The organism is Pontibacterium sinense (genome assembly GCF_015209595.1).
GTDB lineage: Bacteria > Pseudomonadota > Gammaproteobacteria > Pseudomonadales > Balneatricaceae > Pontibacterium > Pontibacterium sinense.
The window spans coordinates 1-23,962 of record NZ_JADEYS010000005.1; the positions used below are offsets into that span (position 1 = coordinate 1).

The window sequence follows — 23,962 nt, forward strand, 5'->3', positions numbered from 1 at the left end:
AAACGCCTTAGCGCCGATGGTAGTGTGGGGCTTCCCCATGTGAGAGTAGGTCATTGCCAAGCACCTAATTAGTACCCTTGTGGTATGAGAGAGAACCCCAGTTGCGATGCAGCTGGGGTTTTTTCGTTATGGCCGGAGATCAAAACGGCCGCGCACTGCGCGCTCCCATCTTAATGTAGGGTTATCTTCAGGCAACCAGGCAGGCATCAGCATGCCTTCTGCCAATCACCTTAGTTCTGAACTCGAACACGTCATCCGCGCTTCTCCGAAGCCCTTGTCGCCTAAAGACGCTTCTATAAGGCGCATTCTCTAAACTCATGGTGCGCTACACTGTGTTTACTCTCGCCACCACGTTGATATCTCATCGACTCTTATCAAAGTAATTCCGATTACTGTGCGACTGCAAAAAAAAGATCGCTAAATTTTCCTAATGCTATCTTCGTATGTGCCGCTATACCTGCATGTCTATATGGTTTCCTTATTATGCTGCGTATGCGTTAACCGCGCTGTAATAGAGCCACTCTAGGCTCAGGTTACAAAACACTTTTCTTACAGGTATTTGCAATGAGTAATAAGCTGTCTCTGGAAGGCCGTAAAGGTCTGGTTGTTGGTATTGCGAACGACAAAAGCATCGCTTATGGCTGTGCTCAAGCGTTGAAAGAGCTCGGTGCTGACCTGTGTGTGACGTATATGAATGAGAAATCATTGCAGTACATGGGGCCATTAGCTGATCGCTTAGGGGCGGAGCTCATCTTGCCTTTAGACGTGAGCTCGGAAGCGGAAATGGATGAGTTGTTTCAGACGATCGAGCGGACGTGGGGCAAACTTGATTTTGTCGTTCATTCCGTTGCGTGGTCACCTTTGGAGGAGTTGCACGGTCGATTGACTGACAGCACATCTGAAGGGTTTTGTAAGGCGATGGATATCTCTTGCCATTCTTTTATCCGAATGGCCAAACGGGCTGAGGGGTTGATGAAAGACGGTGGGACGTTGGTCACCATGAGTTACTACGGATCAGAGAAGGTTGTAGATCATTACAACATGATGGGGCCGATCAAAGCTGCACTGGAAAGCTCCACTCGTTATCTAGCGGCAGAGCTAGGCGACAAAAATATTCGCGTACACTCGATTTCACCCGGGCCTATGCCTACCCGAGCGGCTTCTGGTATTGATCATTTCGATCAACTGATGGAGCAGTCAATTGCACGCTCACCACTTCATAAACTGGCGACACCAGAAGACGTTGGTAACTTGGTGGCGTTTCTGATTAGCGATTTGGGCCAGAGAATGACTGGTAACCTCGTGTATGTGGATGCCGGCGATAATATTATGTCCTGATAGAGGATGCAGATCAGGAGAGAGGCCACGCAGTCTTGTGTGCACTGTAGTTAATAAACAGAGATTGATCGCCTCAATTCGAAAGGATTCGTAAAAGGCTCCGTACCCGACGCAAAAAATGACCAACGCACGACCAGATTTGGGTACGGAGAAAGGCCTTGATGTCAGATCTCAAGGCCTGAAACCAGCAGATTAGGCTGCCGGGGATGCAAGAACCCTGTGTGTTTCCAAGTGCTCGTCTTGGGCGTGTAGCATGTTGCGGAACAGATTACGCATGTGCTTGATGGGCATGCTACCGCGGTGATCCAGATTCATCGGGCCGTCGTGAAATAGACGCGGATCCATCATATCCAGATCATCATCAATGATCGGTCTGAAATCCATCTGATCAAGAATATCCCTTTGTAGGTCTATTCCAGGCGCAATTTCAATGAGCTTTAAACCTTCCGGGGTGAGCCGGAAAACAGCTCGCTCGGTGATAAACATAACGGATTGCCCGTTGCGTATAGCTGCTTCCCCGTTAAAGGTAATTTGTTGCACCGATTGACGGAATTTCCGAATAGCCCCGTTGCTGATAATCTTTAGATTGTGCTCTTCAATTTCCAGTGTTTGACGGCCGGAAGTGAACGTGCCGAGAAAATAGAGATCACCGGTATTCTGGGTAATATTGATGAAGCCACCTGCGCCTGCTAGCTTGTTGCCAAAACGGCTGACATTTACGTGCCCTTCCGGGCATGTTTCAGCAAGCCCCAAAAAAGCCTGATCCAAACCGCCTCCATCATAAAAATCGAATTGTGCTGGCTGATCTATGATTGCATGCGCATTGGTTACCGCGCCAAAACTGAGGCCGCTGGCGGGCTGCCCCCCGATTCCCCCGGGTTCGACTGTCAGAGTAAACTCGCTCAGGCGTCCCTCTTCGGCAGCAACTTGAGCTACAGTTTCGGGCATTCCAATGCCCAGATTAACCACGGAGCCCTTTCGAAGCTCCATCAGAGCTCGACGTCCAATGACCTTGCGGGCGTCCAATGGCATACTGCTCGTGCTGTTTTCAGAGACGCGGATATCTCCACAGTAGGCGGGGTTAAACGGTTCGGAGAAGGTTTGCAGATGATCTTCGGCAGGTGAGACAACAACATGATCTACCAGAATGCCGGGGATGCGCACCCGGTCAGGTGTCAGTTGGTGTTGATCGGTGATCCGTTCTACCTGCACAATCACTTTACCGCCGCTGTTTCTAACGGCTTGTGCAATAGCGAGCGCCTCCAGGGGCAATGCTTCACGCTCCATTGATATATTGCCTTTGTGATCGGCAGTGGTGCCGCGTAATAGAGCAATGTCGATGGAAAAGCCTTTGTAGAACAGCTGTTCCTCACCCATGATTTCGACTAGCTCAATGAGGTTCTCTTGCGAAATGTCGTTGATCTTTCCGCCTTCATATCTCGGATCGACAAATGTGTCGAGACCGACATGGGTCAGGGTGCCTTTTTTTCCGGCGGCTATATCTCGGAACAGATGACAGATGACGCCTTGGGGAAGGTTGTACGCTTCTATTTTGTTATCCAAGGCAAGTTTTCCGAGCGAAGGGGCTAAACCCCAATGACCGCCTACAACTCTCTGGACCAGCCCTTCATGACCAAAATGATTAAGGCCTTTCATCTGCCCATCACCCTGTCCAGCGGCATATACTAACGAGAGGTCACGTGGATGCCCTTCTTCCAGAAAGCGCCGTTCAATGGCTTTAGCCAGGTGTTCAGCGAAGCCTATACCAATAAAACCTGCGGTTACTACGGTACTGCCGTCAGGAATCAGTTGTGCCGCTGCTGCAGAAGAAAGGATGTAGTCGCTCATGTTCTCGCCCATCTGTTCTTTTTATTTTAGAAGGGGTTAATAACAGCAAAGGCTGAGCCAGAAAACGCTTAGCTTATTTAAAACAAAGAGTTATGTGGGTTTCTGCTTACGCTAAGGCTAATCTTTCTAGCAATATGTATGGGTTGCTATGCAGTTGTGTATAGTTGGTGTTTTAAAAATAAGACACTTTCTGTTTCGGAACAATTTATTGTTGATTACAGCGCTTCAGACGTTCGTAAAATGTAGCGCGAGAGATTCCCAGGTTGCGGGCCGCAGCCGATTTATTACCTCCCGATTGAATCAAAGCTTGCTCCAGAGCGATGCGTTCGGCCTGTAAGCGGTGATCATTCAGGCTTTCTGCTGTGCGGGGAGGCGAGAGTGGGGTATCAGAGGGCAGATCGTCTAGCGCCCCCAGATCGACAGGCTCGATCTGCTGGCCTTCGGCCATCACGCAGGCGCGCTCCAGACGGTTACGTAATTCGCGTACGTTCCCCGGCCAGGGATAAGAAAGCAACCATGATTGGGCCGCTTCTGAAAGCGATAGGGCAGGCAATTGAGTGTCTTTTTGGATTTGTGGCAGCAGCTTAGTACTGAGCATCAAGACGTCGCTGTTACGCTCTCTGAGTGGGGGCAAGCGCATCGGAAGGACGTTGAGTCTGAAGTAGAGGTCCGCCCTGAATTCGCCACTATCGACCAAGGCTCGAAGATCTTTTGCGGTGGCTGCGATCACCCGGACATCAACTTTTTCCAGGCGATTAGAGCCTAATGCTTCGACCTCCCGTTCCTGCAACACGCGTAGTAACTTACTTTGCATCGGCAGTGGCATTTCAGCGATTTCGTCGAGAAAGAGCGTTCCGCCGTTCGCGAGCTGAATTTTCCCCTGGCGTCCTTTACGGTCCGCACCCGTATAAGCGCCTGGCGCTGTGCCAAACAGCTCCGCTTCAACCAGGGATTCGGGCAGTGCGCCCATGTTAATACCCACAAATGGACCGTGACGACGGGGAGATGCGTGGTGAATACCTTGTGCCAGTAACTCTTTCCCTGTACCTGTTTCGCCCAAGAGCAACAGTGTGGTATCCAGTTGTGCGGCGCGCAGGGCTTGGCGTTTTAACAGGCGAATTGAGTCTGATTCTCCCAGTAGATCGTCCAGTGCGTATTTGGACGGGCGGATCAGGTTTTCCGATTCAAACTGGCGGCGCAGGCGGGCGAACTTATCAAACAGTGGCTGTAAGCTGTCCAGATCGTCGTAAAAAACGAATCCCAGTGCTCCCATGATCTCTTTGTTGGCATTCTTCAGCGGCAGACGAGTAACCAAACACCAGCGACCATTAATGGACATTAGATCGACAAATACGGGCTTGCCACTTTTCACCACTCTGGGCATTTGTGTGGTTGGTAATACAGCTTCTATATTCTGGCCTACGAGGTTGGCCTCATTGGGTAGTCCCATCAATTGGCGATATTGATCGCTGATCCAGGCAATACGGCATTCGGCATCTATCGCGATTGACCCCTGGCAAAGGTTGGATAGCAACTCCAGCAAGTGCTGGTTGTCTGCGTCAATATTGAGGATTTCTGAGAGGTGTTGCATACCAGTCCTTTCTTAATGCTCAGTGCAGTGTATGAATACTCATACTATCGTATTTTGAACATATAGGGATGTTTGGCTGAGAATAGCCTGTTCTCAGGGGTAGGGCTTGATGTTTCGGATAGACTAGTAATGATGGTGTGGGCGTATAGGGAATATGAATACGCCTCCTGATAAATATCCAGATTCGATAATGATTATTTAAGCGCGGTTAGATACTTTTGTTTATCCATAACTTTCAGCTGGCGGAGAATATTTGCTTGTTTGGCGGCTAAGCGGCGGCTAGGAGTACGTGCTTTAAATTGGGAGGGGGCAGGTAAAACTGCTGCCAGCAACGCGGCATCCTTATAGCTAATGTTCTGAATGGGTTTATTTAACTGGTAAATACTACCTCGTTTTACCCCATAGTCTGAGGTGCCAAACTGAGCAATATTCAGGTAAACCTCTAGAATGCGACGCTTATCCCAGAACAACTCAAGCAGCATCGCAAGCGGAATCTCTAGTGCTTTCCGGACATAACTTCTGCCCTCCCAGAGGAACAAGTTCTTAACGACTTGTTGAGTAATGGTGCTTCCACCTCTGGACGTCTTTCCTTGAAGCGCATTGTTAACGGCCTCAGAGGTTGCCTCAAAATCGACCCCATGATGGGTTGGGAATTTCTGATCTTCAGAAGCAATAACAGCAAACTGTATATTAAGAGGAATGTCTTCGATATCAATCCACTCAAACTTTACAGCGTCTTTTTTATTATCAAATACATAGTCAATACTATGTGCGATCATAAATGCGCTGGTTGGAATATTAATCCACTTAAATGAGGCCATAAGCAGCAGAATAATTCCAAGAAACGAGGCGCATAAATATAACAGCTTTCTAAAATATTTTTTCAGCATGGGGAATAATTCTATATATCCAGTAAATATTAAATATCCATAGGTATCTAATCTTCCCTGTTATATCTGCTTAGGTTTATTAATTGTAAACCGGCTAGCAACCCAGGATCCCATGTTTGCATGAAGTAACCTGAGCGAGTGTATTAAGAAAAGTAGCAGGTCTCTGCTGTTCAAAAAACGACCATTATAGCCGATTCATGTTCTAGAGAACACGCTTTCTAACAGGTGTGTGGTGCCGGTTGCGGGATCTGGGTGGTGTCTTTGATTCCTGCATTTGGGCAGTGAATGACACATAGACGTGGGAACTTTGCGTTGTTGAGGGATCGGCAGTGCCGAGGGAGGCAAATCTGTTTTTCTGAAAGGAGCAGAAACAAAAAAGCCCCGCTTTCCTAAAAAGGAATAAACGAGGCTTTAAAGTGGTGCCCAGACGCGGAATCGAACCACGGACACGGGGATTTTCAATCCCCTGCTCTACCGACTGAGCTATCTGGGCAACGTCGTAACGTGGGTGCGTATTTAAAAGGTTTATCCGAATCCTGTCAACGGAAAAACGGTGTTTTTTGTGTTTTTTTGCGTGCAAGGTGGGGGCATATTCAAATACAGGTGAAAAGGAGGGGCTTAGTTAGGGCTGATTCTAAAAACAGCCTGTATTTTGGGGGGTACGCAACGGAGGTTGTACTGATAACTCCCTAAATCATCAAACTTTTCTGGGGCTGGCCGATAAGAATCAAAACACTTGTTTGTTGTACTTGCTGAACAGGTGTAAAGATCGGTAGATTAGGGTACATACAAGAATTCTTCGGGCGGTCGCTAGATGGATGTAAAGCAGATTGCAGCTAACTTTCCTTTCCTTAAGAAAAAGGGGCAGGCAAAAGGGTTAACGGCTTTGGCACTGGTCGATGGCGGTGTCGCGTTGGCACATGTCAGCAGTGGTAAAAAATCTGCGTTGACGGTGTGTGAATTTATTGAGACCCCCTCTCCGTTTACCGATATTAAATTGCTACGTGACCGCATTGATGCTTTAGGACTGACAGGCTCTCAGACTGTGGGTGTGTTGGATCAGGGAGCCTATCAATTGTTATTGGTGGACGCACCTGATGTGCCTGATGAGGAGATGGCGGATGCTTTACGTTGGCGCGTAAAGGATCTGGTTGGCTTTGATATCGAAAACTCCACGATTGATTACATCGAGCTGCCTGAAGATGCTTACCGTGGGCGTTCCCGAATGGTCTATGCGGTTGTGGCTGAGAAATCTCAGACGGAACGGTTGGCTTCCTGGATAGAGGAGTTGGGGTTAGCTCCTGCAGTGGTCGATATCCCGGAGCTGGCGTTACTGAATATCACTAAAAAGCTGGCTGATGAAGAAGCGGGTTTGGTGTTATTTCATTTGGGATCGCCATCTAGCAGTGTGAGTTTGCTTTCACAGGAAGCGATGTATTTCACGCGCACACTGTCTTATGACGTGCAGCATGCGGATCTGAATCCGCATCAGTCTGCGAGTTCCGCCGTGTTGGAACTACAGCGGTCACTGGATTATTACGAAAGCCAAGTGGGTAAATCACCTTGCGTAAAACTGCTTGTTCTTCCGATTCAAGTCGGAGAAACAGCATTAATGACAGAATTGCGAAGTAATTTACCACTGGAGGTCCAGTCGTTGGACTTGGTGGATGTGGTCACGGCAGAGAAAGCATTGAATGTCGAAACGCAGCAACGTTGCCTACTCGCGGTGGCGGCAGCTTGTCGTAGTCTTCTCACTAGCCAGGGAAGTACCGCGAAATGAAACAGCAAATCAATCTTTATACACCCAAAGTTGCTGTTGCACGGAGCATCTGGTCTCTACCATCGGTCATCATGATGGTTGTGTTGGTTACGCTGATTACGGCTTTCGTATCTTGGGGCGTGACTCAATATGCTGATGCTCAGGTGGCAAAGCTGGATGCGTTGCAGGCTAAAAATGATGGTCTGCCTGATCAGATCAAGATGTTGGAGAAACAGCGTAAGGATCTGAGACCTGATCCTGCCCTGATTCAGGAACAGAAGCGAATCCGTCAACATATTGCTGAGAAACAAGAGTTGTCGGAAATGCTGAATCAAATGCAGCCGGGTGTATCCAATCAGGGGTTTTCTCCCTATTTGTACGGGTTGGCATCGGCGAGCCGCCGTGGTGTCTGGATTACACAGTTTGATCTGAATCTGGCGCAGAGTCAGGTACAGTTGAATGGCCTTTCCAGAGAGCCCAATGACGTCCCTTTATTATTGCGTGATTTGGGTGAAACAGCCGCGTTTCGTGCGATCCGTATTGCTGATTTTTCTGTTGCGAAAGAGATCAAAGATCACCGGTTTAAAGTACTGGCTTATGTGACAGGTGGAGGCGACGGTGAGTAATAAGGCGTGGAGGACAGTCAACGATGCCTGGGAAAAGCTGACTAAGCGTGAGCGTTTGTTGCTCTTTTTTACCGCCAGCGTTTTGCCGTTGATGTTGTTATTTGTAATGGTGCTGGAGCCGGCGTTGGACCGTATGCAAGGCGTTGATGGCCAGATTGCGTCACTTGAACATTCCGTGCGGGCGCAAGAGAAAATGCTGAGAATGTTGCAGGATGCTGACTTGCCGGATCCTAATGCTAAGGCTCATCGGGACCTTAAAGCGCTGGTGAACCGACTGGATGTCATTAATTCTGATGTAGATCGTTTTGCCCGTAATCTGGTCGGTCCGGAGCAGATGCTGGGGTTATTACATTCTGTGCTAGGGCCTGAAAAGGATCTGAAGCTGATAGAGGCATATAGTCTCCCGGTGGAGCCACTTGTACTCAATAAGGAGACAGAGGGCACTGAAGCTCCGGTTGCTCCTCGGCGCTTAACCGCTGATGCGGAGGTGCGGGCTCGGGAAAAGGCAATGCAGGAAGCGGTTATCTATATCCATCCGTTTGAAATGCAGTTACAGGGCAGTTACGAAGCCCTGTATCGTTATTTGCAAAGTATTGAAGCATTACATCAGGGATTCTTCTGGGATCGTCTGGAGTACACCGCGGATAAATATCCGAATGCAACCATCCGCTTGCGTGTTCATACACTCAGCACAGAGGAGAGTTGGCTTGGTGCGTAATTTGATTCTAGCTGGGGCGGTTGTACTGAGTATGCAGGTCTCCGCCAATGAACTCCCGGGTGACCCTACTCGCCCAACAGCGTATAAAACTGTGGTAAAAACGACCCAAGTGGCAAAGCGGCACTTTACCCTCAGTTACCTGATGGTGGGTGAAAAGCGGCGGGTTGCTGTTGTTAACGGTCAGCAGGTTGTTCCGGGAAGCCGGGTGGACGGTGCTCGTGTACTGACGATTACGCCAGACGGGGTGCGTTTGCAGGTGGGCAATCAACGCCGGACATTGCTGATCAATAAGCAGACGGGATTTAAGAAAGAACTAAGTGACAGGAAACGGAACTGACCATGAAGCGATTATTGAGTGTGTTGGCGCTGAGCGCCGGAGTCACCTTATCGGGTTGTTCCTCACTTGATTCGATGAACGATACTGCTGTAACCGATGAGAGCATCGCGGTATTGGAGCAGGCGATCAACGAACAAACAAAGGACGCTGAAGTTGCGGGGGATACCGTACCTCAACTGCTGCCCCCTCCGATTGTGCCTCCGCTGGATATACAGACATTGGGTCAAGCCAGTGAAGAGCGCTTTGACGTGATTGCCGATGGTCTTAGTGCGCACGACTTTTTTATGGGGTTGGTACAAGGTACTGACTACAACATGATTGTGCATAGAGATATCGAAGGGGCGGTTAACCTGAAGTTGAAGAACGTCACCGTAGAAGAGGTGATGCAAGCGATGCGCAAGGTATACGGTTACGAGTATCGTCGTGAAGGTAAGCTCTATCAGGTGGTTCCCGCCAAGCTACAGACAGAAATGTTTCAGCTGAATTATCTGGATATCCAACGTGAAGGTGTCTCTGATACCCAGGTTAGTGCGGGTTCTGTAAGAGATTCCGTATCTGACTCCGGTTCATCAAGCAGTGATAGTTCATCCGACAGCAGCAGCTCCGGTTCATCCTCTACGCTTGTGGGTACGCGGATCAGTACCAAAACGTCGGCTAATTTCTGGGTGAACCTGAAGCAAACGCTGGATGCGCTTATTTCAGGTGATGGGCGTCGTGTTGTAGTAACGCCTCAGACCGGCATGATTATCGTGCGGGCATTACCGAGTGAGTTGGCGACAGTGCGTGAATATCTGGAACGGGCTGAGCTGACACTTCACCGTCAGGTTGTCATCGAAGCCAAGATTCTGGAAATCACACTCAGTGATAAGTTCCAGGCAGGCGTAAACTGGGCAACACTGGGTGAGCCGAGTGCAGGAAAAACAATCACGCTGAATCAGGTCGCATCGTCAATTAGTGCAGATGGTTTGGGCGGTATATTCCGTTCAGCCTTTTCCTTAAATGACTTTACTGCAGTGATCGAGTTACTGGGGCAACAGGGCGATGTTCAGGTATTGTCTAGCCCGCGTGTATCAACCGTGAATAACCAGAAAGCCGTGATCAAAGTTGGTACGGATGAATTTTTTGTCACGGCTGTTGAAACGACCACCACCACCGGTACCTCAACGACCACCACACCAAGTGTTGAGCTGACCCCTTTCTTCTCGGGGATTGCGCTTGATGTAACGCCACAGATTAGCGGAAAGGGTGAAATTGTCCTGCATATTCATCCAACCGTGTCTGAGGTTGAAGATCAGCAGAAGCAAATTAATGTCGGTAGCGACGACTTCTCGATTCCTCTTGCGTTTAGCTCCATTCGTGAATCCGACAGCATTGTGCGTGCTGATAGCGGACAGGTGATTGTCATTGGCGGTTTGATGAAATCTGAGAACTCTGATCAGAATGAGAGCACGCCTTTATTGGGTGATATTCCCGGTGTGGGTAATCTGTTCAAGCAGCGTCGCTCGGTGGGTTCCAAAACCGAGCTGGTGATTCTTCTGCGTCCGGTGTTGGCAAACAACGACAGCTGGCAGAAAGAGCTGGAGCGTAGCTTGCAATCGTTTGAGCGTCTTCGCGCTGATAGCGTGAAGTGAATTGAGAGACAGTGAATGTATGCTGAGCACTTTGGCTTGCGCGAGCTGCCGTTCACATTAACACCCAATACCCGCTTTTTTCTGAATTTGGCCAGCCATCAGGAGGCACTAAATCTGATGCTGGTCGCGCTTCACAGTGGCGATGGGTTTATCAAAGTCGTGGGTGAGGTTGGCACCGGTAAGACGTTGTTGTGCCGTAAGCTGCTCAACACGCTGGATGATAACCACTACGTTACCGTTTTTATCCCCAACTCTTACTTAAGCCCGGATGAGTTTCGTTGTGCCGTTGCATCTGAATTAGGCATCTATGCGCAGGAAAAGTCGAATCATGACCTGTTACAGTCGTTAACCGAGCGACTGATCGAATACGCTCACCGGGGCCAGCGTGTGGTTTTACTGGTGGATGAAGTACAAGCTATGCCCGATGAAACAATCGAAGCGCTACGCCTGCTCACCAACCTTGAAACAGAGTCTGAAAAACTGTTTCAGGTGGTGCTGTTTGGCCAGCCAGAGCTGGACAAAAAACTGGACCAGTACAGCCTGCGCCAGCTCAAACAGCGGATCACCTATAGCCATTGCCTGAAGAAGTTGGATGAGGATGAGGTCCGTGGATATATTAACTGGCGGATGGAAACCGCGGGTTATAGCGGAATGCCGCCTTTTGACCACGAGACCTGTGCCGCGATTGCGAAAGCGTCGGGTGGTGTACCAAGGTTGGTGAATATTCTGGCCCATAAAGCACTGTTGGCTGCGTTCGGTAAAGGTGACGACCGGGTATCTGCCACGTATGCCTTTCGGGCTATTGCAGACACAGAAGGTGCCGATTTACCGGCGTCTTCCCAGATTAAGCAGTGGTTGCCAGCCGTTGCTGCAGTGATTACTGTCGCAGCAATCACCTGGACGGTGACGGTGCTGGGGTTGCTGCCATGAGCCTGGTGAATGACATGCTGCGAGACTTAGAAAAACGGGGACAAGGTGGACAATCGCCATTGTCCGACGATTCTGTTCGTAGTGTGAGTCATTCCGATTCTGCCAATCGACAGCAAAGGCGCTCCTGGCCTTTGTTGATTGTACTGGTGGCTTTGATCCTGGGGTTTGTTCTACTCGCGTGGCAGCTATGGCAGCAGCGCTCAAAGGACAGCGTGCCCGCGCAGAGGCAAGTGGCCTCTACAGCATTGTCTGTCCAGCCGACAGTGGTTGAGGTTGTTGATACTCAGCCTGAGCCTGCCCGTGTGGCTGAGAGGTTGGTGATTAGTCAGGTGCGTTGGTTACCAACATCTACAGGCGGCGATCTGGTGATACAGTTTAATGCGCGGCCGGATATTCAGCTGTTAAATCAAACCCGTCAGTCGGTGGTGATCGCGCTACCGAAAGCACGGTTAGATAACACTCTGCCGTTACCCCCATCTGAGGTAATCAGCGAGTTCAATCTGATGTCGGCGAAAGGTCAGCTGTTACTGGATCTAAAAGCCAGCCGAGACGCACGCTTTTCCCTGATACGAGACTCTGAGCATCAAATCCGCGTGCAAGTGCTGTTGGCGAAGCCGCAATTGCTATCGTCGACGTCCGTCGCTAAGTCCATTCGACAGAACCGAAGCGAAGTCGTGTCAGAACCCGTTGCCAATATTGCGATGCCTATTGCTGAAACGAAGAGCGTGAACGCGGCCCAAACCTCCGCGTCTGTATCCAGCACGACTGGTCGCTCTGTAAATACTGCCGTCGCAGACAGTAAAACGAAAAGGCCGCAGACCTCGCACAAACCTTCACCTGCTAAATCGAAAGCGGAAAAGCCGCAGCCCAATGCGAAGGTGGTTGCGCAGAGCAAGCCTGCACCTAAGCCGGTATTTCAGAAAACTGCTCAAGTTTTGACGGACGATCAGGCGGTTGCGAAAGCGCGTAAGCTGTTGCAGAAAAACAAAGTTTCAACGGCACAAGCGCTGTTACAGAAACAGCTAGAGCAGGCCCCAGCGTCCGTTGAAAGTCGTGCACTGCTGGCGGGGATCTATCTGGCGGCAGGTGATCATGGTCAGTCAGAACGGTTGGTGGATGAAGGCCTGCGGGTGATGCCGCTGGATTCGGGGCTGAAGAAAGTGAAAGCGCGTGTATTACTTGCAAAAGGTGATAGCGCTGCGGCCGTTAACCTGATGGAGAGTGCGCCGCCTGCAATCAAATTGGATGGAGAGTATCATGAGATCCGGGCTGCAGCATTGCAGCAGCAAGGACGGGCAGAGGATGCCGTTAACGTATATTATCAACTGCTGAAGTACGATAGCAGACAGGCACGTCTCTGGGTGGGGTTAGGTTACTCATTAGAGTTAGCGACCCGCGAGGATGAATCCCGCAAGGCGTATGAAAGTAGCCTGCAGGTGCCAAATCTGGATGACAATCTTAAGCGTTTTGTAACTCAGCGGCTTAAACAGCTGGCTGAGCGGTAGGAGGTACGGCACAACATGGCTGCACCCAAATTACGTATCGGCGATATGCTGGTTCAGGAAGGCGTGCTGACAGAGCCTCAGCTCATGGAAGCGCTCGCCCAGCAGAAAAAAACACGTCAGAAATTGGGTAAAACACTGGTCACAATGGGGCTGGTGGAAGAGAAGCATTTTCTGGAGTTTCTGTCCAAGCAGCTGAAGATCCCGATGGTGGATCTGGCCCACTACTCATTTAATCAGCAGGATGTATTGCGCCTGTCTGAAACCCATGCCCGTCGTTTTCGCTCGATTGTACTGAAGGAAGACAGTGATTCCTTTGTCGTGGGTATGAGCGATCCAATGGATATCTTCGCCTTCGACGAGTTGCAGCGCCTACTGCCAAAACCGGTTGATGTTGCTGTGGTATCGGAATCCCAGCTGCTGCAGTCACTGGATCTGGTGTATCGCCGTACCAGCGATATTGAGGTATTGGCGGATCAGTTGAGTGACGAGATCGCCGAAGACGCGTTCGATCTGGCCCAGATGACCGCGAACGATGAGAAAGACGTACCGGTTGTTAAGCTGCTCAAAAGTCTGTTTGAAGATGCGGTGCAGATTGGTGCATCAGATATTCATATCGAACCGGATGAAACCGTACTTCGCGTCCGACAGCGTGTAGACGGCATGCTGCACGAGCATGTGATGAAAGAGCATCGCATCGCCTCAGCACTGGTACTGCGTCTGAAGCTGATGGCGCATCTGAATATCTCCGAAAAACGCCTGCCACAAGATGGCCGCTTCAATATGAATGTGAAGGGGCGCAGTATCGATGTGCGTATTTCAACGCTGCCGATCCAACACGGTGAATCGGTTGTTATGCGTTTGCTGGATCAGTCCGGGGGGATTGTCGGGTTGGATAAAGCGGGGATGCCCGATGAAATGCTGGCGCGTCTGCGCCGCTTGATTCGAGAACCTCATGGCATCGTCCTGGTGACCGGACCAACCGGCAGTGGTAAAACCACGACCCTCTATGGCGCGCTGAATGAACTGAACAGTTTCGATAAGAAAATCATCACGGTGGAAGATCCGGTGGAATACCGGCTGCCACGTGTCAATCAGGTGCAGGTTCATCCTGAGATCGGCCTGACCTTTGCCAGTGTACTGAGGGCCTGTCTGCGACAGGACCCGGATGTGTTGCTGCTGGGTGAGATCCGTGATCGTGAAACGGCGGAGATCTCTCTGCGAGCGGCGATGACCGGGCACTTTGTCCTTTCGACACTGCATACCAATGACGCTGTTTCCAGTGCGATGCGGCTGGTGGATATTGGTGTCGAAGGTTATCTGGCGGCGTCTGCGATCCGCGCTATTCTGGCCCAGCGTCTGGTGCGCAAAGTCTGTAACAACTGCGCCAGCGAGTTTCGGCCTTCACCGCAGGAAAATGCGTGGCTAGCGGCCCATCTACCGAAACTGGGGCTGAGCGAAGGCGAGTTTAAAAAAGGGCGCGGTTGCACCTATTGCAATAATACAGGCTATAAGGGGCGTATCGGTATATTTGAACTGCTGGAGTTGAACGATGCTATGGCTGATGCATTGCGCCGCAACGACAGCTCTGCATTTACGGCTGCGGCCTCTACTGATCCGCATTACCAGCCTTTGGTGTATAGCGCATTGGATCTGGCTTCAAAAGGCCTGATCACACTCGAAGAAGTTTTCCGTGTGACCGAGCAGCTGGATGAGTCGAAGTACAATGCTGAGTCACTGGCAAACGCGGAGCAGGAAGCGAAAGAAGTTAAAACAGTCTCACCGACGACCCAGCAAGCGCCAGCTCGCACCCCGGGCGGTACAATCAAGTTGGAGCTGGAGTAAGACTGAATGCCACATTTCGAGTATGAAGGCCGTAACTCAGAGGGTGAGAAAGCCCACGGGCGTGTCGAGGCTGACGGTCGCAGTCAGGCCGCTTCGCAGTTGCTTGCAGACGGCATCACCCCCATCCGCATTACGCCCATTAGTCAGGCTGCGAAGGATGATAAAAAGGGCAGTGGTGAGATTCGGCTGAAGTTCCTGGAGAAGGTCAGCGTTGACGAGTTGATCATGTTCAGTCGCCAGATGTACAGCCTGACCAAGGCCGGGGTGCCATTAACCCGGGCGATGAGGGGGCTTGCGGGAAGTTTGCGCAATCAGATGTTGCAGGAAGCGGTGACGGAACTGTCGGACGATCTGGACAAAGGTAATACCTTGTCCGCTGCAATGAACAAGCATCCGAAGATCTTCAGTGATCTCTACACCAGTATCATCCATGTGGGTGAAAATACCGGTCGGCTTGATGCGTCGTTTGCCCAGATGGCCGCTTATCTTGAGCTGGAACGTAATACCGTAAAAAATGTGAAGCAGGCAACACGCTATCCCACCTTTGTATTTATTACGATCGCAGCCGCGATGGTAGTGATTAATATCTTCGTAATCCCGGCCTTTAAATCAGTTTTCGAAAGCTTAGGAGGCGGAGTGCCCTGGCAGACCCAAGTGCTGATTGGCATCTCCAACTTCATGGTGGACTGGTGGCATCTGCTCTTGGCGATCATGGTTGCTGGATATGTGTTCTTTAAACGCTGGAAAAAAACAGAATCCGGTGAGCTGCAGTGGGATAAATCCAAGCTGCGATTTCCGCTCATCGGCAGTATTTTCTATCGTGTCATATTAGGACGATTTACCCGGACGTTTAGCATGGTGTTAAAAGCCGGTGTGCCAATTGAACAAGGTTTAATGGTGGTATCCCGCGCTGTGGGTAACAAATACATTGGCGGCAAAGTGGCGGGAATGCGTCAGGCGATTGAGCGTGGAGAGTCCTTTACCCAGTCGGCCGCTCGCACCGGTATGTTTAGTCCGCTGGTGATGCAGATGCTGGCGGTGGGTGAAGAAACCGGTCAGGTGGATCAGATGTTATCGGAAGCGGCCGACTTCTATGAGGAAGAGGTGGATTACGACCTGAAAAACCTCGCCACAGCGATTGAGCCAATCCTGATTATGATTATCGGCGGGATGGTTTTGGTGCTGGCGCTAGGTGTCTTCCTGCCACTCTGGGAGCTAAGTACTGCAATAAAAGGGTGATTGACAGCAGTCGAGAAAAAATGATTTTCTTTGGGCTGGATGCTGTTACCAAGAACCTGTTACAGTACTCAAAAATCGAAAGCAGCGCATTTGGAAATTTGATCGCAGCCTACGTATTTAAGCGACGGATCGATCTGAATATGTTGTAGAGCGAAGATTTATGGACTTGCGTCATGCGTTTTTAACGCTTGGCGTGACAGAATGACAAATTGCCTAGGTTTAGTGGAGAAAACCATGAAAAAACAAGCAGGTTTTACGATTGTTGAATTAGTAGTAGTGATCGCGCTGCTCGGTATTCTTGCTGCCGTGGCATTGCCACGTTTTCTGAATGTAACTGATGATGCTCATAACGCATCTGTTAGTGGTACGGGTGGAGCGTTGCGCTCTGCGGCAGGCTTGGTAAAAGCTCAGTCCGTTGTTGATGAAGCGTCAGGCACAGTGACTTATGATGGTACTCCTGTGACCATTAACGCTAATCTTTACCCAGAAGCAGACAGTCATGCAACGTGCCAAAGTACTTGGGAGAATATCCTGCAGAATGGCGCACCCGTTGTGGCAACGGATGATTCTACTGACTACAAAGCAGAGTGGGTTGCAGCAGCAGGTGCCGTCGCTGCACATTGTAAATATACCTATAATGCTATTGCTGCGGGTACACATTTCATTACCTATACACCTGAAAATGGTGGTGTAGACATTACTGTACCATAATGCAGGCGTTGCAGTTGGGGGGAGCTACTCAGCGTGGCTTTACCCTGATTGAGATGGTTGCCGTACTGATCATGCTCGGTATTCTCAGTGCGGTCGCCTTTCCTCGTTTCGCGGGTATCTCTTCATATCGCGATCGCGTTTTTCAGGAAACGCTCCTCACCTCTCTTCGGTTATCGCAACGCACTGCACTGTCCCATAACGCATCCACTATCGAATGGCGCCTGAATCGACCCGCAGCGGAAAGTTGGCGATATGCGATCGATATTGATAGCGCTGAACAGGTGGGTGAGACGCAAGCGTCTAATCATGTGGTGACTTATACCGCGAGCCTGGCGGCCGGTGGCTTTATTGCGGGCACGCTGAATCTGAACAACACCCTGACCCTACGTTATGACTCGTCCGGCAATCTGATCTGGGCAGGCAACGGAACCGTGTCGGGTACGCTGAGCAGCAGTATGCGGTTGGACGCAAACGGTCGTCTGCTTTGTATCTCTCTGACAGGATTTGCCTATGATGGCGCGTGTCGCTAACGCAGGTTTTACCCTCGTTGAATTAGTCATTACGATCACCGTGACTTCGATTGCGCTGGTGGCCATTATCTATGGCTGGAGTATCGCGGCGAAGCATAGCGCGGATGTCACCTGGCAGGCCCGCACCGCCTATATTGGTCAAACTTACCTGGAAGAGATTCTGACTAAGCGCTTTGATGAAAACAGCACCAGCGATGGGCGATTGCCTTGTGGTGTGGGGGTTTTAGGTGGGGATACGATGCCTGCGTGCACTTCTGCAGCAAACTTTGGCAGTGATGGTGAGGCCAGAGCCAACTTTGATGACGTGGACGACTATCATGGTCTGACGGAAGTCCCGCTCTCCTTACTGAATAACATTTTCACCGGCAACAATAACCCCTACGGAAACTACAGTGTTGCGGTCGCTATTGCCTATGATACAACGCAGATCAACGTTGCCAGTATGGTGAAGCGTATCACTGTGACCGTCACCCCGCCGGGTAACCTGAATCCGGTTGTCTTCAGTGCATACAAAGGGAACTACTGATGCGCCCTGTCAGAGGTTTTACCCTGGTTGAACTGATCGTTGTGATTGTGTTGCTCAGTATCATGTCGCTCGTCTCCGTAAAGTTTATCGCCAACATTGCCGGGGGATATGTCGACTCTTCACGCCGTCAGAATATGGCCGACGTGACCCAGCTAGCGATAGAGCGCATCGGGCGTGAGCTGCGTAATGCGCTGCCGAATTCGGTTCGGGTAAGCAGTGATGCCAGTACCAGCTGTATTGAGTTTATTCCGGTTTTGGGTGCGTCGAGCTACGAAGATCTGCCTGTGACAGCGGCTAGCGATACCTTTACGGCTATCCCCTTGGGGGCCGATGCGATCACGCGTTGGCAAACGGGAGAGCCGTTGTACGTGGCCGTATACCCGATTACTGGAGCAGGCTTATATAGTGTTGAGGACGATACGGTCGTCGCACTGCTGAACAATGCTCAGACGTTTATCAATGCGATGAACGCAGCAGATCCGACAGCAAGTTTTACGGCAACGCTGTCGGATACCCATCAGTTTCCTACGGAGTCCCCTTCGGCACGATTCTATGTGGTGGGTTCGCCGGTCAGTTATTGTTTGCGGACCACTACAGGTGATTTGTATCGTTACGAAAATTACTTCTCTGCGGGCACTGCGTTTTTTTCAACGCAGCCCCTGATCGCGCAGTTGCCTAACTCTGAGCCTAACAGAGCGCTGCTCGCGAGTGGTATTTCAACGGTGTCCTCTAATCCCACCTTTGCATCACTCGAAATCAGCTTGCAGCGAAATGCACTGGTTGTGTTTGATATGCAGGTGAGCGATGCCGGAGAAAGTGTCCGTATTCAACATGTGGTACAGGTGAGAAATGCGCCCTGAGATAACATTCAGAAAAGCACAACGTGGTCTGGGATTGGTCACTGTGATCTTTATGATCACCGTGGGGGCCTTGCTGAGTGCTGGGATGGCGTCGATGATGATGCTGGGGCATAAACAGACTGTGCAAAGCTTTCAGTCAGCGCGAGCGTTGCAGGCAGCGGAAAGTGGTGTGCAGCTTGAACTGAGCAAATTGATCCATCCTCAGGTAAGCGGCGGATGTGCAGCGACAGATGATGAGGATTGGACATACAACTTTACTGCGGCAGGCATCAGAGGTTGTAGTGCTACCACAAACTGTAAGGTGACACCGATCGATGGGGTAGATTACACCACCATTACTTCAACCGGACGTTGTGGTGGCAACGCGGCCAGTATTGAAACCGCGTCACGTCGGATCAGGGTCAGGACGGTGCGTCCTTAACCCATCACGCGACAGCGGTTTACTCAGATGCCGTAGGCTTCACGGTACTTGCGAATCGCAGCCAGTTCGTCTGCTTTATCGCCTTTCTCTTCCAGATACTCGATCAGGTCGTTCAGGCTGACAATGCTGATTACCGGCATATTGTAGTCGCGCTCTACTTCCTGAATCGCTGACAATTCACCTTTGCCTTTCTCCTGACGGTTCAGGGCAATTACGGTTGCTGCGGGTTTTGCACCAGCCTGATCGATAATCTCCATCACTTCACGGATCGCGGTACCCGCTGTGATCACATCGTCGATGATCATCACGCCACCTTCCAGTGCCGCGCCCACCAGGCTACCACCTTCGCCGTGCGTTTTAGCTTCTTTACGGTTAAAGACGTAAGGCACGTCTTTTCCGTGATGATCCGCCAGTGCTACAGCCGTTGTTGTGGCCAGAGGGATACCTTTGTAGGCAGGGCCCAGCAGGACGTCATAGGGTACATTCGCCTGTTCGATCGCTGCCGCATAGAAACGCCCCAGCTTGGCCAGCGCCACACCACTGTTGAACAGACCCGCATTGAAGAAATAAGGGCTGACACGTCCGGACTTCAGGGTGAATTCCCCAAAGCGCAGTACGTTCTGTTCGATAGCAAATTCGATAAATTCGCGCTGGTAATCCTGCATTGTGTTCTCCGGCAAGGCATTAAAGACAGGCGCAGATTTTACCAGTGCAAGGCGTTGTACACCATCCATACAGGTGCACTGCGATAGGGCTGATCTGGCGCAAATATCCTGCATCATAGATAAGATGCGGATAAAAGGCAGATATGGTATTTTTGCAGTGCAACATTCAGGGGCATTTGATGTCCAAAAGCGGTCATGGTTCTACAATATCTGACAGAATTAGTGAGATATTTTCAATTTGGCCAACTTAGCTATACAATTCGCGTTTACTTTGTTCTCTTCATATTGCGCGCTGCTTGTAACGGGAATCCTTAATCTATGCGTGTTATTACATTCAATACTCAGGGTATTGAACAGGCTGCAGATAACGGCTTTTTTGACTGGATGGTCCAGCAGGACGCTGACGTCATTTGTCTGCAGGATCTGCGTGCGAAGGAATATCAGCTTGATGATGAGCGATATCACCCGGAAGGTTACTACCCTTATTTCTTTGATGCGTTCGAAGATGGGTACAGCGGTGTCGCTATCTACAGCCGTCATGTGCCTAAGGCGATTATGACCGGTCTGGGCTTTGAACTTTGCGATTTTCACGGCCGTTTTATCCAGGCTGACTTTGATAAAGTCAGTGTTGCATCTCTGAGTATTCCATCCGGTCTGGCGAACGAAGAAGCTCAGGCGGTGAAAGAGGAGTACATGGAGCATTTCCTGGGGCATATGAAAAAGACCCTGCGTAAGCGCCGTGATTTTATCTTCTGCGGTACCTACAGTGTTGCCCATAAGCCGATCGATCTGAGTAACTGGTATGTAAACCAGAGTGTCTCGGGCTTCTTACAGAACGAACGTGACTGGATGGAAGAGATCCTAGGCGATATGGGTTATGTGGACACGTTCCGCGAGATCAACAAGGCCGAGCGCCAATTTACCTGGTGGCCTGACTACAATCGTGCCCGCTCTCTGAACGAAGGTGCACGTCTGGACTATCAGATCGCGACCGCCAACTTACGTAAGATGGTGAAGTCGGTGCAGGTTTATCGTGATCAGTCCTTCAGTGAACACGCGCCGGTGATTATCGATTACGCACTTGATACCTGATCGACCACGTTTTTCTAAGGTCACAAAAAAGGGAGCTAAACGCTCCCTTTTTTAATACACGAGGTAATCTCGTTGGGTCAGTGGCTTATTCAGCCAGTGCCTTTTTCTGCAAACCGGACAGTTCCTTGATCCCTTTCTGAGCCAGATCCAGCATCTTGTTCAGCTCTTCCTGAGAGTAAGGCGCGCCTTCAGCGGTACCCTGAACTTCGATAAAGCCACCGGTACCGGTCATGATGACATTCATATCGGTTTCGGCTTTGGAGTCTTCTGCGTAATCCAGATCCAGAACGGCTTCGCCTTCGTAGATACCAACAGACACTGCGGCAATCTCGTGTTTCAGAGGGTTGCCTTTCATCGCGCCGTTCTTGTCCTGTTTCAGCACGTTGATGGCATCAACCAGAGCAACATAAGCACCTGTAATAGAAGCTGTACGTGTGCCGCCGTCGGCCTGAATTACGTCACAGTCGATGGTGATGGTGTTCTCGCCCAGCTTTTTCAGGTCCAGTGCAGCACGCAAGCTACGGCCAATCAGTCGCTGAATCTCAGTGGTACGTCCGCTCTGCTTGCCACGGGCGGCTTCACGGCCATTACGCGAATTCGTTGAACGAGGCAGCATGCCGTATTCAGCAGTGACCCAACCGCTACCACTGCCGCGCAGGAAGCGTGGCACACCGCGCTCAACAGATGCAGTGCAAATCACCTTGGTGTTGCCAAATTCAATCAGCACTGAGCCTTCTGCATGGCAGGTGAAGTTGCGGGTGATTTTCACCGGACGCATCTGGTCCGGTTGACGGCCACTCGGGCGTAACTTGTTCAGACCGAGATTGTTCAGCTGTTCGGAGATGCTGGAGCTCATACGTATTAACTACCGTTGCTTGTTTTCCGTACACCGCAGATAGCCGCTGTGTACGCTTGGCTGTTAGAATGAAGCCTGCATTCTAATCGAGATAAAGCCATATGACACGTAGTATGACCGCATTTGCCCGGCAGGAGGCCGAGCATTCCTGGGGTTCCCTGATCTGGGAGATCCGTTCCGTCAATCATCGTTATCTGGAACCTCACCTGCGCATGCCCGAAAGTCTGCGTGAACTGGAAGGGTCTCTGCGTGAACAACTGCGTAAGAAGCTGAGTCGCGGCAAAGTTGAATGCACGCTACGTTTTCACCCCGAAGCCCAAGCACAGCAATTGACGGTGAACAGCGAGTTTGCCAAAGAACTGATCGCGGCGGCCGATGAAGTAGCGGCATTGTCGCTATCGGGTAATACCCAGCCGATGAACCCATTGGATGTTTTGCGCTGGCCAGGTGTGTTGCAGGACGCGCAGATCGATATGGATCAGGTCAAGGCCGAAGCACTGAAGCTATTTGGTCGTGCCCTGGATGATCTGATTGCCGGTCGAGAACGCGAAGGTGCTGAGTTAAATGCGCTGATTGAGCAGCGCCTGGTCTCGATCTCAGAGATCGTTGTTGAAGTGCGCAGCAAACTGCCACAGATTCTGCAGGCGCAGCGCGATAATCTGCGCAGTCGCTTGGAAGAATTGAAAGAAGATCTGGATGAAGGCCGTCTTGAACAAGAGATGGTGATGTTGGCGCAAAAAGCGGATGTGGACGAAGAGATGGACCGTCTCAATACCCATGTGCTGGAAGTACGTCGAGTGCTGAAGCAAAAAGGCCCGATTGGTCGCCGTCTCGATTTCCTGATGCAGGAGCTGAACCGAGAAGCCAACACGTTATCGTCCAAATCCATTGTTGCCGATACGACTCAGTGCGCGGTGGAGCTGAAGGTACTGATCGAACAGATGCGAGAGCAGATCCAGAATATTGAGTGATTCGGAGTGTTCGCACGTATTCTAAGATTAAAAAGCCCCGTTTTAAGGGGCTTTTTTGGTTGTGGCGATTGGCAATTTTCACAACAGCGTCTATATCTTTATATCCCCAGTGTGTTGAAACGGATGTCGGGTGTTGGGGAACCTGCCCAGAGTATCGGATAGTTCTGTCTGAGATTAATCGCGGTATCCCTTCTTGGGAATAAGGCTGAGGATCTACAACAATGGATGTTGCTATGACCATCCCGCTTTTTGATCTGCTGATGAATATATCGCTCGGCCTGGTCGGCTTTGCGATATTGATGTCGATCACATTGGTGCTGACCGGACGTCAGGATCAAAAAGAGGCGGCTGACGCGAAAGAGGCGGCAGAATTCGAACGAAAATATATCGATCAGCCGTTGGAGCAAGCTGCGCAGGGTTGCGGTAGCAATCCCGAAGAAAAGGCCCGTGTGTTTTTCCGGGCGGTTGATCGCGTGATGACTCACTTGCCTCCCGTATGTCGTCACAAGTGCGGTCGTTGCTGTTATCAGGCGATTGATATCTATCCGCTCGAACGGCCCGCCTTAGAGGCACACATCCGGAAACTCCCGGATGAGAGAAAAGCGCATATCCGTCAGCATGCAAAGGTATGGATTGAGCAGTACAACCGTGTTTATGATCTGTGGCTCGGCAATGTCCTGAACGATTCGGACAGCGTAAGCTCGTCAGCTAGATTGGGCAGTCGCCGTGAGGCCGAGGGTAATATGCATGACTGGATTATTGATGAGTTCAGTAAAACCCCGGTGATGTGTCCTTTCCTATATGAACGCAGTTGTCTGATCTATCCGGTTCGGCCGGTGATGTGTCGTGATTACGTGATGAATGCTTCGCCTGTTCGGTGCGAAGAGCAAACAACGCCAGAGCACGCCTACCAAGCTCGTCATATATCGCATCAGACTCAAAAGCACCTGAAACAGTCTGGCCCTGCAGAGCCCTTGTTGTATGCGTTATCTGATGTGTTGTCATTGGATGTGACAATGAACGGAATGGGTAAAATTCTGAACCCCGATTTTAAAGCCCCTCTGGATTCTTAAGCC

General features: G+C 50.6%; 23 protein-coding genes and 1 tRNA gene. 18 read left to right on the plus strand and 6 right to left on the minus strand.

Annotated elements, in window-relative coordinates; all coding sequences use genetic code 11:
- Nucleotides 1-564: 564 nt before the first annotated feature.
- Nucleotides 565-1,338 carry an enoyl-ACP reductase FabI gene (gene fabI, locus IOQ59_RS06020; RefSeq protein ID WP_193952377.1) on the plus strand — a complete coding sequence of 258 codons (774 nt, stop codon included), beginning with the start codon at nt 565-567 and terminating at the stop codon, nt 1,336-1,338.
- Between the two features lie 192 nt (nt 1,339-1,530).
- Here fabI and IOQ59_RS06025 read toward each other — a convergent pair whose 3' ends face one another.
- The 4 genes from IOQ59_RS06025 to IOQ59_RS06040 form a co-directional block, all read right to left on the minus strand.
- On the minus strand, nt 1,531-3,198 hold the full coding sequence (locus IOQ59_RS06025) for an acyl CoA:acetate/3-ketoacid CoA transferase (RefSeq protein ID WP_228050726.1): 1,668 nt from the start codon (nt 3,196-3,198) through the stop codon (nt 1,531-1,533).
- A gap of 193 nt (nt 3,199-3,391) precedes the next feature.
- Nucleotides 3,392-4,777: a sigma-54 interaction domain-containing protein gene (locus IOQ59_RS06030; RefSeq protein WP_193952378.1), complete on the minus strand. Its 1,386-nt coding sequence runs from the start codon at nt 4,775-4,777 to the stop codon at nt 3,392-3,394.
- A gap of 194 nt (nt 4,778-4,971) precedes the next feature.
- Nucleotides 4,972-5,667, minus strand: a complete 696-nt coding sequence (gene mtgA / locus IOQ59_RS06035) for a monofunctional biosynthetic peptidoglycan transglycosylase (RefSeq protein ID WP_193952379.1) — start codon at nt 5,665-5,667, stop codon at nt 4,972-4,974.
- 417 nt (nt 5,668-6,084) lie between these two features.
- A tRNA-Phe gene (locus tag IOQ59_RS06040) sits at nt 6,085-6,160 on the minus strand.
- 321 nt (nt 6,161-6,481) lie between these two features.
- Here IOQ59_RS06040 and IOQ59_RS06045 point away from each other — a divergent pair.
- From IOQ59_RS06045 to IOQ59_RS06110, 14 genes are all read left to right on the plus strand, one after another.
- Nucleotides 6,482-7,447, plus strand: coding sequence for a type IV pilus biogenesis protein PilM (locus tag IOQ59_RS06045; RefSeq protein WP_193952380.1), 966 nt, complete (start codon nt 6,482-6,484; stop codon nt 7,445-7,447).
- The gene (locus IOQ59_RS06050; protein ID WP_193952381.1) at nt 7,444-8,052 is read left to right on the plus strand and encodes a PilN domain-containing protein; all 609 of its coding nucleotides are present in this window, start codon (nt 7,444-7,446) and stop codon (nt 8,050-8,052) included. Before IOQ59_RS06045 ends, IOQ59_RS06050 begins: the two co-directional genes overlap by 4 nt.
- Nucleotides 8,045-8,770 (plus strand): type II secretion system protein M, encoded by a 726-nt coding sequence (locus tag IOQ59_RS06055; protein ID WP_193952382.1) that lies wholly within the window; start codon nt 8,045-8,047, stop codon nt 8,768-8,770. Before IOQ59_RS06050 ends, IOQ59_RS06055 begins: the two co-directional genes overlap by 8 nt.
- A complete protein-coding gene (locus IOQ59_RS06060; protein ID WP_193952383.1) occupies nt 8,763-9,107 on the plus strand; it encodes a hypothetical protein in 345 nt (114 codons plus the stop codon). The genes IOQ59_RS06055 and IOQ59_RS06060 overlap by 8 nt, the downstream gene beginning before the upstream one ends.
- A gap of 2 nt (nt 9,108-9,109) precedes the next feature.
- Entirely contained in the window at nt 9,110-10,738 is a 1,629-nt protein-coding gene (gene mshL / locus IOQ59_RS06065) for a pilus (MSHA type) biogenesis protein MshL (RefSeq protein ID WP_193952384.1), read from the plus strand.
- A gap of 15 nt (nt 10,739-10,753) precedes the next feature.
- Nucleotides 10,754-11,668 carry an ExeA family protein gene (locus tag IOQ59_RS06070; RefSeq protein WP_193952385.1) on the plus strand — a complete coding sequence of 305 codons (915 nt, stop codon included), beginning with the start codon at nt 10,754-10,756 and terminating at the stop codon, nt 11,666-11,668.
- A complete protein-coding gene (locus IOQ59_RS06075; protein WP_193952386.1) occupies nt 11,665-13,173 on the plus strand; it encodes a tetratricopeptide repeat protein in 1,509 nt (502 codons plus the stop codon). The genes IOQ59_RS06070 and IOQ59_RS06075 overlap by 4 nt, the downstream gene beginning before the upstream one ends.
- 15 nt (nt 13,174-13,188) lie before the next feature.
- Nucleotides 13,189-15,015: a GspE/PulE family protein gene (locus IOQ59_RS06080; protein WP_193952387.1), complete on the plus strand. Its 1,827-nt coding sequence runs from the start codon at nt 13,189-13,191 to the stop codon at nt 15,013-15,015.
- Between the two features lie 6 nt (nt 15,016-15,021).
- On the plus strand, nt 15,022-16,254 hold the full coding sequence (locus tag IOQ59_RS06085; protein WP_193952388.1) for a type II secretion system F family protein: 1,233 nt from the start codon (nt 15,022-15,024) through the stop codon (nt 16,252-16,254).
- 234 nt (nt 16,255-16,488) lie between these two features.
- Nucleotides 16,489-16,965, plus strand: a complete 477-nt coding sequence (locus tag IOQ59_RS21445) for a type II secretion system protein (RefSeq protein ID WP_193952389.1) — start codon at nt 16,489-16,491, stop codon at nt 16,963-16,965.
- A gap of 14 nt (nt 16,966-16,979) precedes the next feature.
- Nucleotides 16,980-17,495: a pilus assembly FimT family protein gene (locus tag IOQ59_RS06095; RefSeq protein WP_228050727.1), complete on the plus strand. Its 516-nt coding sequence runs from the start codon at nt 16,980-16,982 to the stop codon at nt 17,493-17,495.
- Entirely contained in the window at nt 17,476-18,021 is a 546-nt protein-coding gene (locus tag IOQ59_RS06100) for a type IV pilus modification PilV family protein (RefSeq protein WP_193952391.1), read from the plus strand. Before IOQ59_RS06095 ends, IOQ59_RS06100 begins: the two co-directional genes overlap by 20 nt.
- Entirely contained in the window at nt 18,021-18,881 is an 861-nt protein-coding gene (locus IOQ59_RS06105; RefSeq protein WP_193952392.1) for a PulJ/GspJ family protein, read from the plus strand. The genes IOQ59_RS06100 and IOQ59_RS06105 overlap by 1 nt, the downstream gene beginning before the upstream one ends.
- Nucleotides 18,871-19,302 (plus strand): hypothetical protein, encoded by a 432-nt coding sequence (locus IOQ59_RS06110; protein WP_193952393.1) that lies wholly within the window; start codon nt 18,871-18,873, stop codon nt 19,300-19,302. Before IOQ59_RS06105 ends, IOQ59_RS06110 begins: the two co-directional genes overlap by 11 nt.
- Nucleotides 19,303-19,325: 23 nt before the next feature.
- Here IOQ59_RS06110 and pyrE read toward each other — a convergent pair whose 3' ends face one another.
- Nucleotides 19,326-19,967: an orotate phosphoribosyltransferase gene (pyrE, locus tag IOQ59_RS06115; protein ID WP_193952602.1), complete on the minus strand. Its 642-nt coding sequence runs from the start codon at nt 19,965-19,967 to the stop codon at nt 19,326-19,328.
- A 318-nt stretch (nt 19,968-20,285) separates the two neighbouring features.
- Between pyrE and IOQ59_RS06120 the strand changes: the two genes are divergently transcribed.
- Nucleotides 20,286-21,059, plus strand: coding sequence for an exodeoxyribonuclease III (locus tag IOQ59_RS06120; RefSeq protein ID WP_193952394.1), 774 nt, complete (start codon nt 20,286-20,288; stop codon nt 21,057-21,059).
- A gap of 85 nt (nt 21,060-21,144) precedes the next feature.
- Here the strand turns inward: IOQ59_RS06120 and rph are convergent, their stop codons facing one another.
- Nucleotides 21,145-21,915, minus strand: coding sequence for a ribonuclease PH (gene rph, locus IOQ59_RS06125; RefSeq protein ID WP_193952395.1), 771 nt, complete (start codon nt 21,913-21,915; stop codon nt 21,145-21,147).
- 101 nt (nt 21,916-22,016) lie between these two features.
- On the opposite strand from rph, the gene IOQ59_RS06130 reads away from it, so the two are divergent.
- Nucleotides 22,017-22,886 carry a YicC/YloC family endoribonuclease gene (locus tag IOQ59_RS06130; RefSeq protein ID WP_193952396.1) on the plus strand — a complete coding sequence of 290 codons (870 nt, stop codon included), beginning with the start codon at nt 22,017-22,019 and terminating at the stop codon, nt 22,884-22,886.
- A gap of 233 nt (nt 22,887-23,119) precedes the next feature.
- Entirely contained in the window at nt 23,120-23,959 is an 840-nt protein-coding gene (locus IOQ59_RS06135; RefSeq protein ID WP_193952397.1) for a YkgJ family cysteine cluster protein, read from the plus strand.
- Nucleotides 23,960-23,962: the final 3 nt, after the last annotated feature.

Coding starts and splice junctions, on each gene's coding strand:
- IOQ59_RS06105 (WP_193952392.1), top strand. CDS start 18,021: ATGCGCCCTGTCAGAGGTTTTACCCTGGTTGAACTGATCGTTGTGATT.
- IOQ59_RS06130 (WP_193952396.1), top strand. CDS start 22,017: ATGACACGTAGTATGACCGCATTTGCCCGGCAGGAGGCCGAGCATTCC.
- IOQ59_RS06045 (WP_193952380.1), top strand. CDS start 6,482: ATGGATGTAAAGCAGATTGCAGCTAACTTTCCTTTCCTTAAGAAAAAG.
- IOQ59_RS06110 (WP_193952393.1), top strand. CDS start 18,871: ATGCGCCCTGAGATAACATTCAGAAAAGCACAACGTGGTCTGGGATTG.
- IOQ59_RS06075 (WP_193952386.1), top strand. CDS start 11,665: ATGAGCCTGGTGAATGACATGCTGCGAGACTTAGAAAAACGGGGACAA.
- mshL (WP_193952384.1), top strand. CDS start 9,110: ATGAAGCGATTATTGAGTGTGTTGGCGCTGAGCGCCGGAGTCACCTTA.
- IOQ59_RS06030 (WP_193952378.1), bottom strand. CDS start 4,777: ATGCAACACCTCTCAGAAATCCTCAATATTGACGCAGACAACCAGCAC.
- pyrE (WP_193952602.1), bottom strand. CDS start 19,967: ATGCAGGATTACCAGCGCGAATTTATCGAATTTGCTATCGAACAGAAC.
- IOQ59_RS06100 (WP_193952391.1), top strand. CDS start 17,476: ATGATGGCGCGTGTCGCTAACGCAGGTTTTACCCTCGTTGAATTAGTC.
- fabI (WP_193952377.1), top strand. CDS start 565: ATGAGTAATAAGCTGTCTCTGGAAGGCCGTAAAGGTCTGGTTGTTGGT.
- IOQ59_RS06070 (WP_193952385.1), top strand. CDS start 10,754: ATGTATGCTGAGCACTTTGGCTTGCGCGAGCTGCCGTTCACATTAACA.
- IOQ59_RS06120 (WP_193952394.1), top strand. CDS start 20,286: ATGCGTGTTATTACATTCAATACTCAGGGTATTGAACAGGCTGCAGAT.
- rph (WP_193952395.1), bottom strand. CDS start 21,915: ATGAGCTCCAGCATCTCCGAACAGCTGAACAATCTCGGTCTGAACAAG.
- IOQ59_RS06050 (WP_193952381.1), top strand. CDS start 7,444: ATGAAACAGCAAATCAATCTTTATACACCCAAAGTTGCTGTTGCACGG.
- IOQ59_RS06080 (WP_193952387.1), top strand. CDS start 13,189: ATGGCTGCACCCAAATTACGTATCGGCGATATGCTGGTTCAGGAAGGC.
- mtgA (WP_193952379.1), bottom strand. CDS start 5,667: ATGCTGAAAAAATATTTTAGAAAGCTGTTATATTTATGCGCCTCGTTT.
- IOQ59_RS06085 (WP_193952388.1), top strand. CDS start 15,022: ATGCCACATTTCGAGTATGAAGGCCGTAACTCAGAGGGTGAGAAAGCC.
- IOQ59_RS21445 (WP_193952389.1), top strand. CDS start 16,489: ATGAAAAAACAAGCAGGTTTTACGATTGTTGAATTAGTAGTAGTGATC.
- IOQ59_RS06135 (WP_193952397.1), top strand. CDS start 23,120: ATGACCATCCCGCTTTTTGATCTGCTGATGAATATATCGCTCGGCCTG.
- IOQ59_RS06025 (WP_228050726.1), bottom strand. CDS start 3,198: ATGGGCGAGAACATGAGCGACTACATCCTTTCTTCTGCAGCAGCGGCA.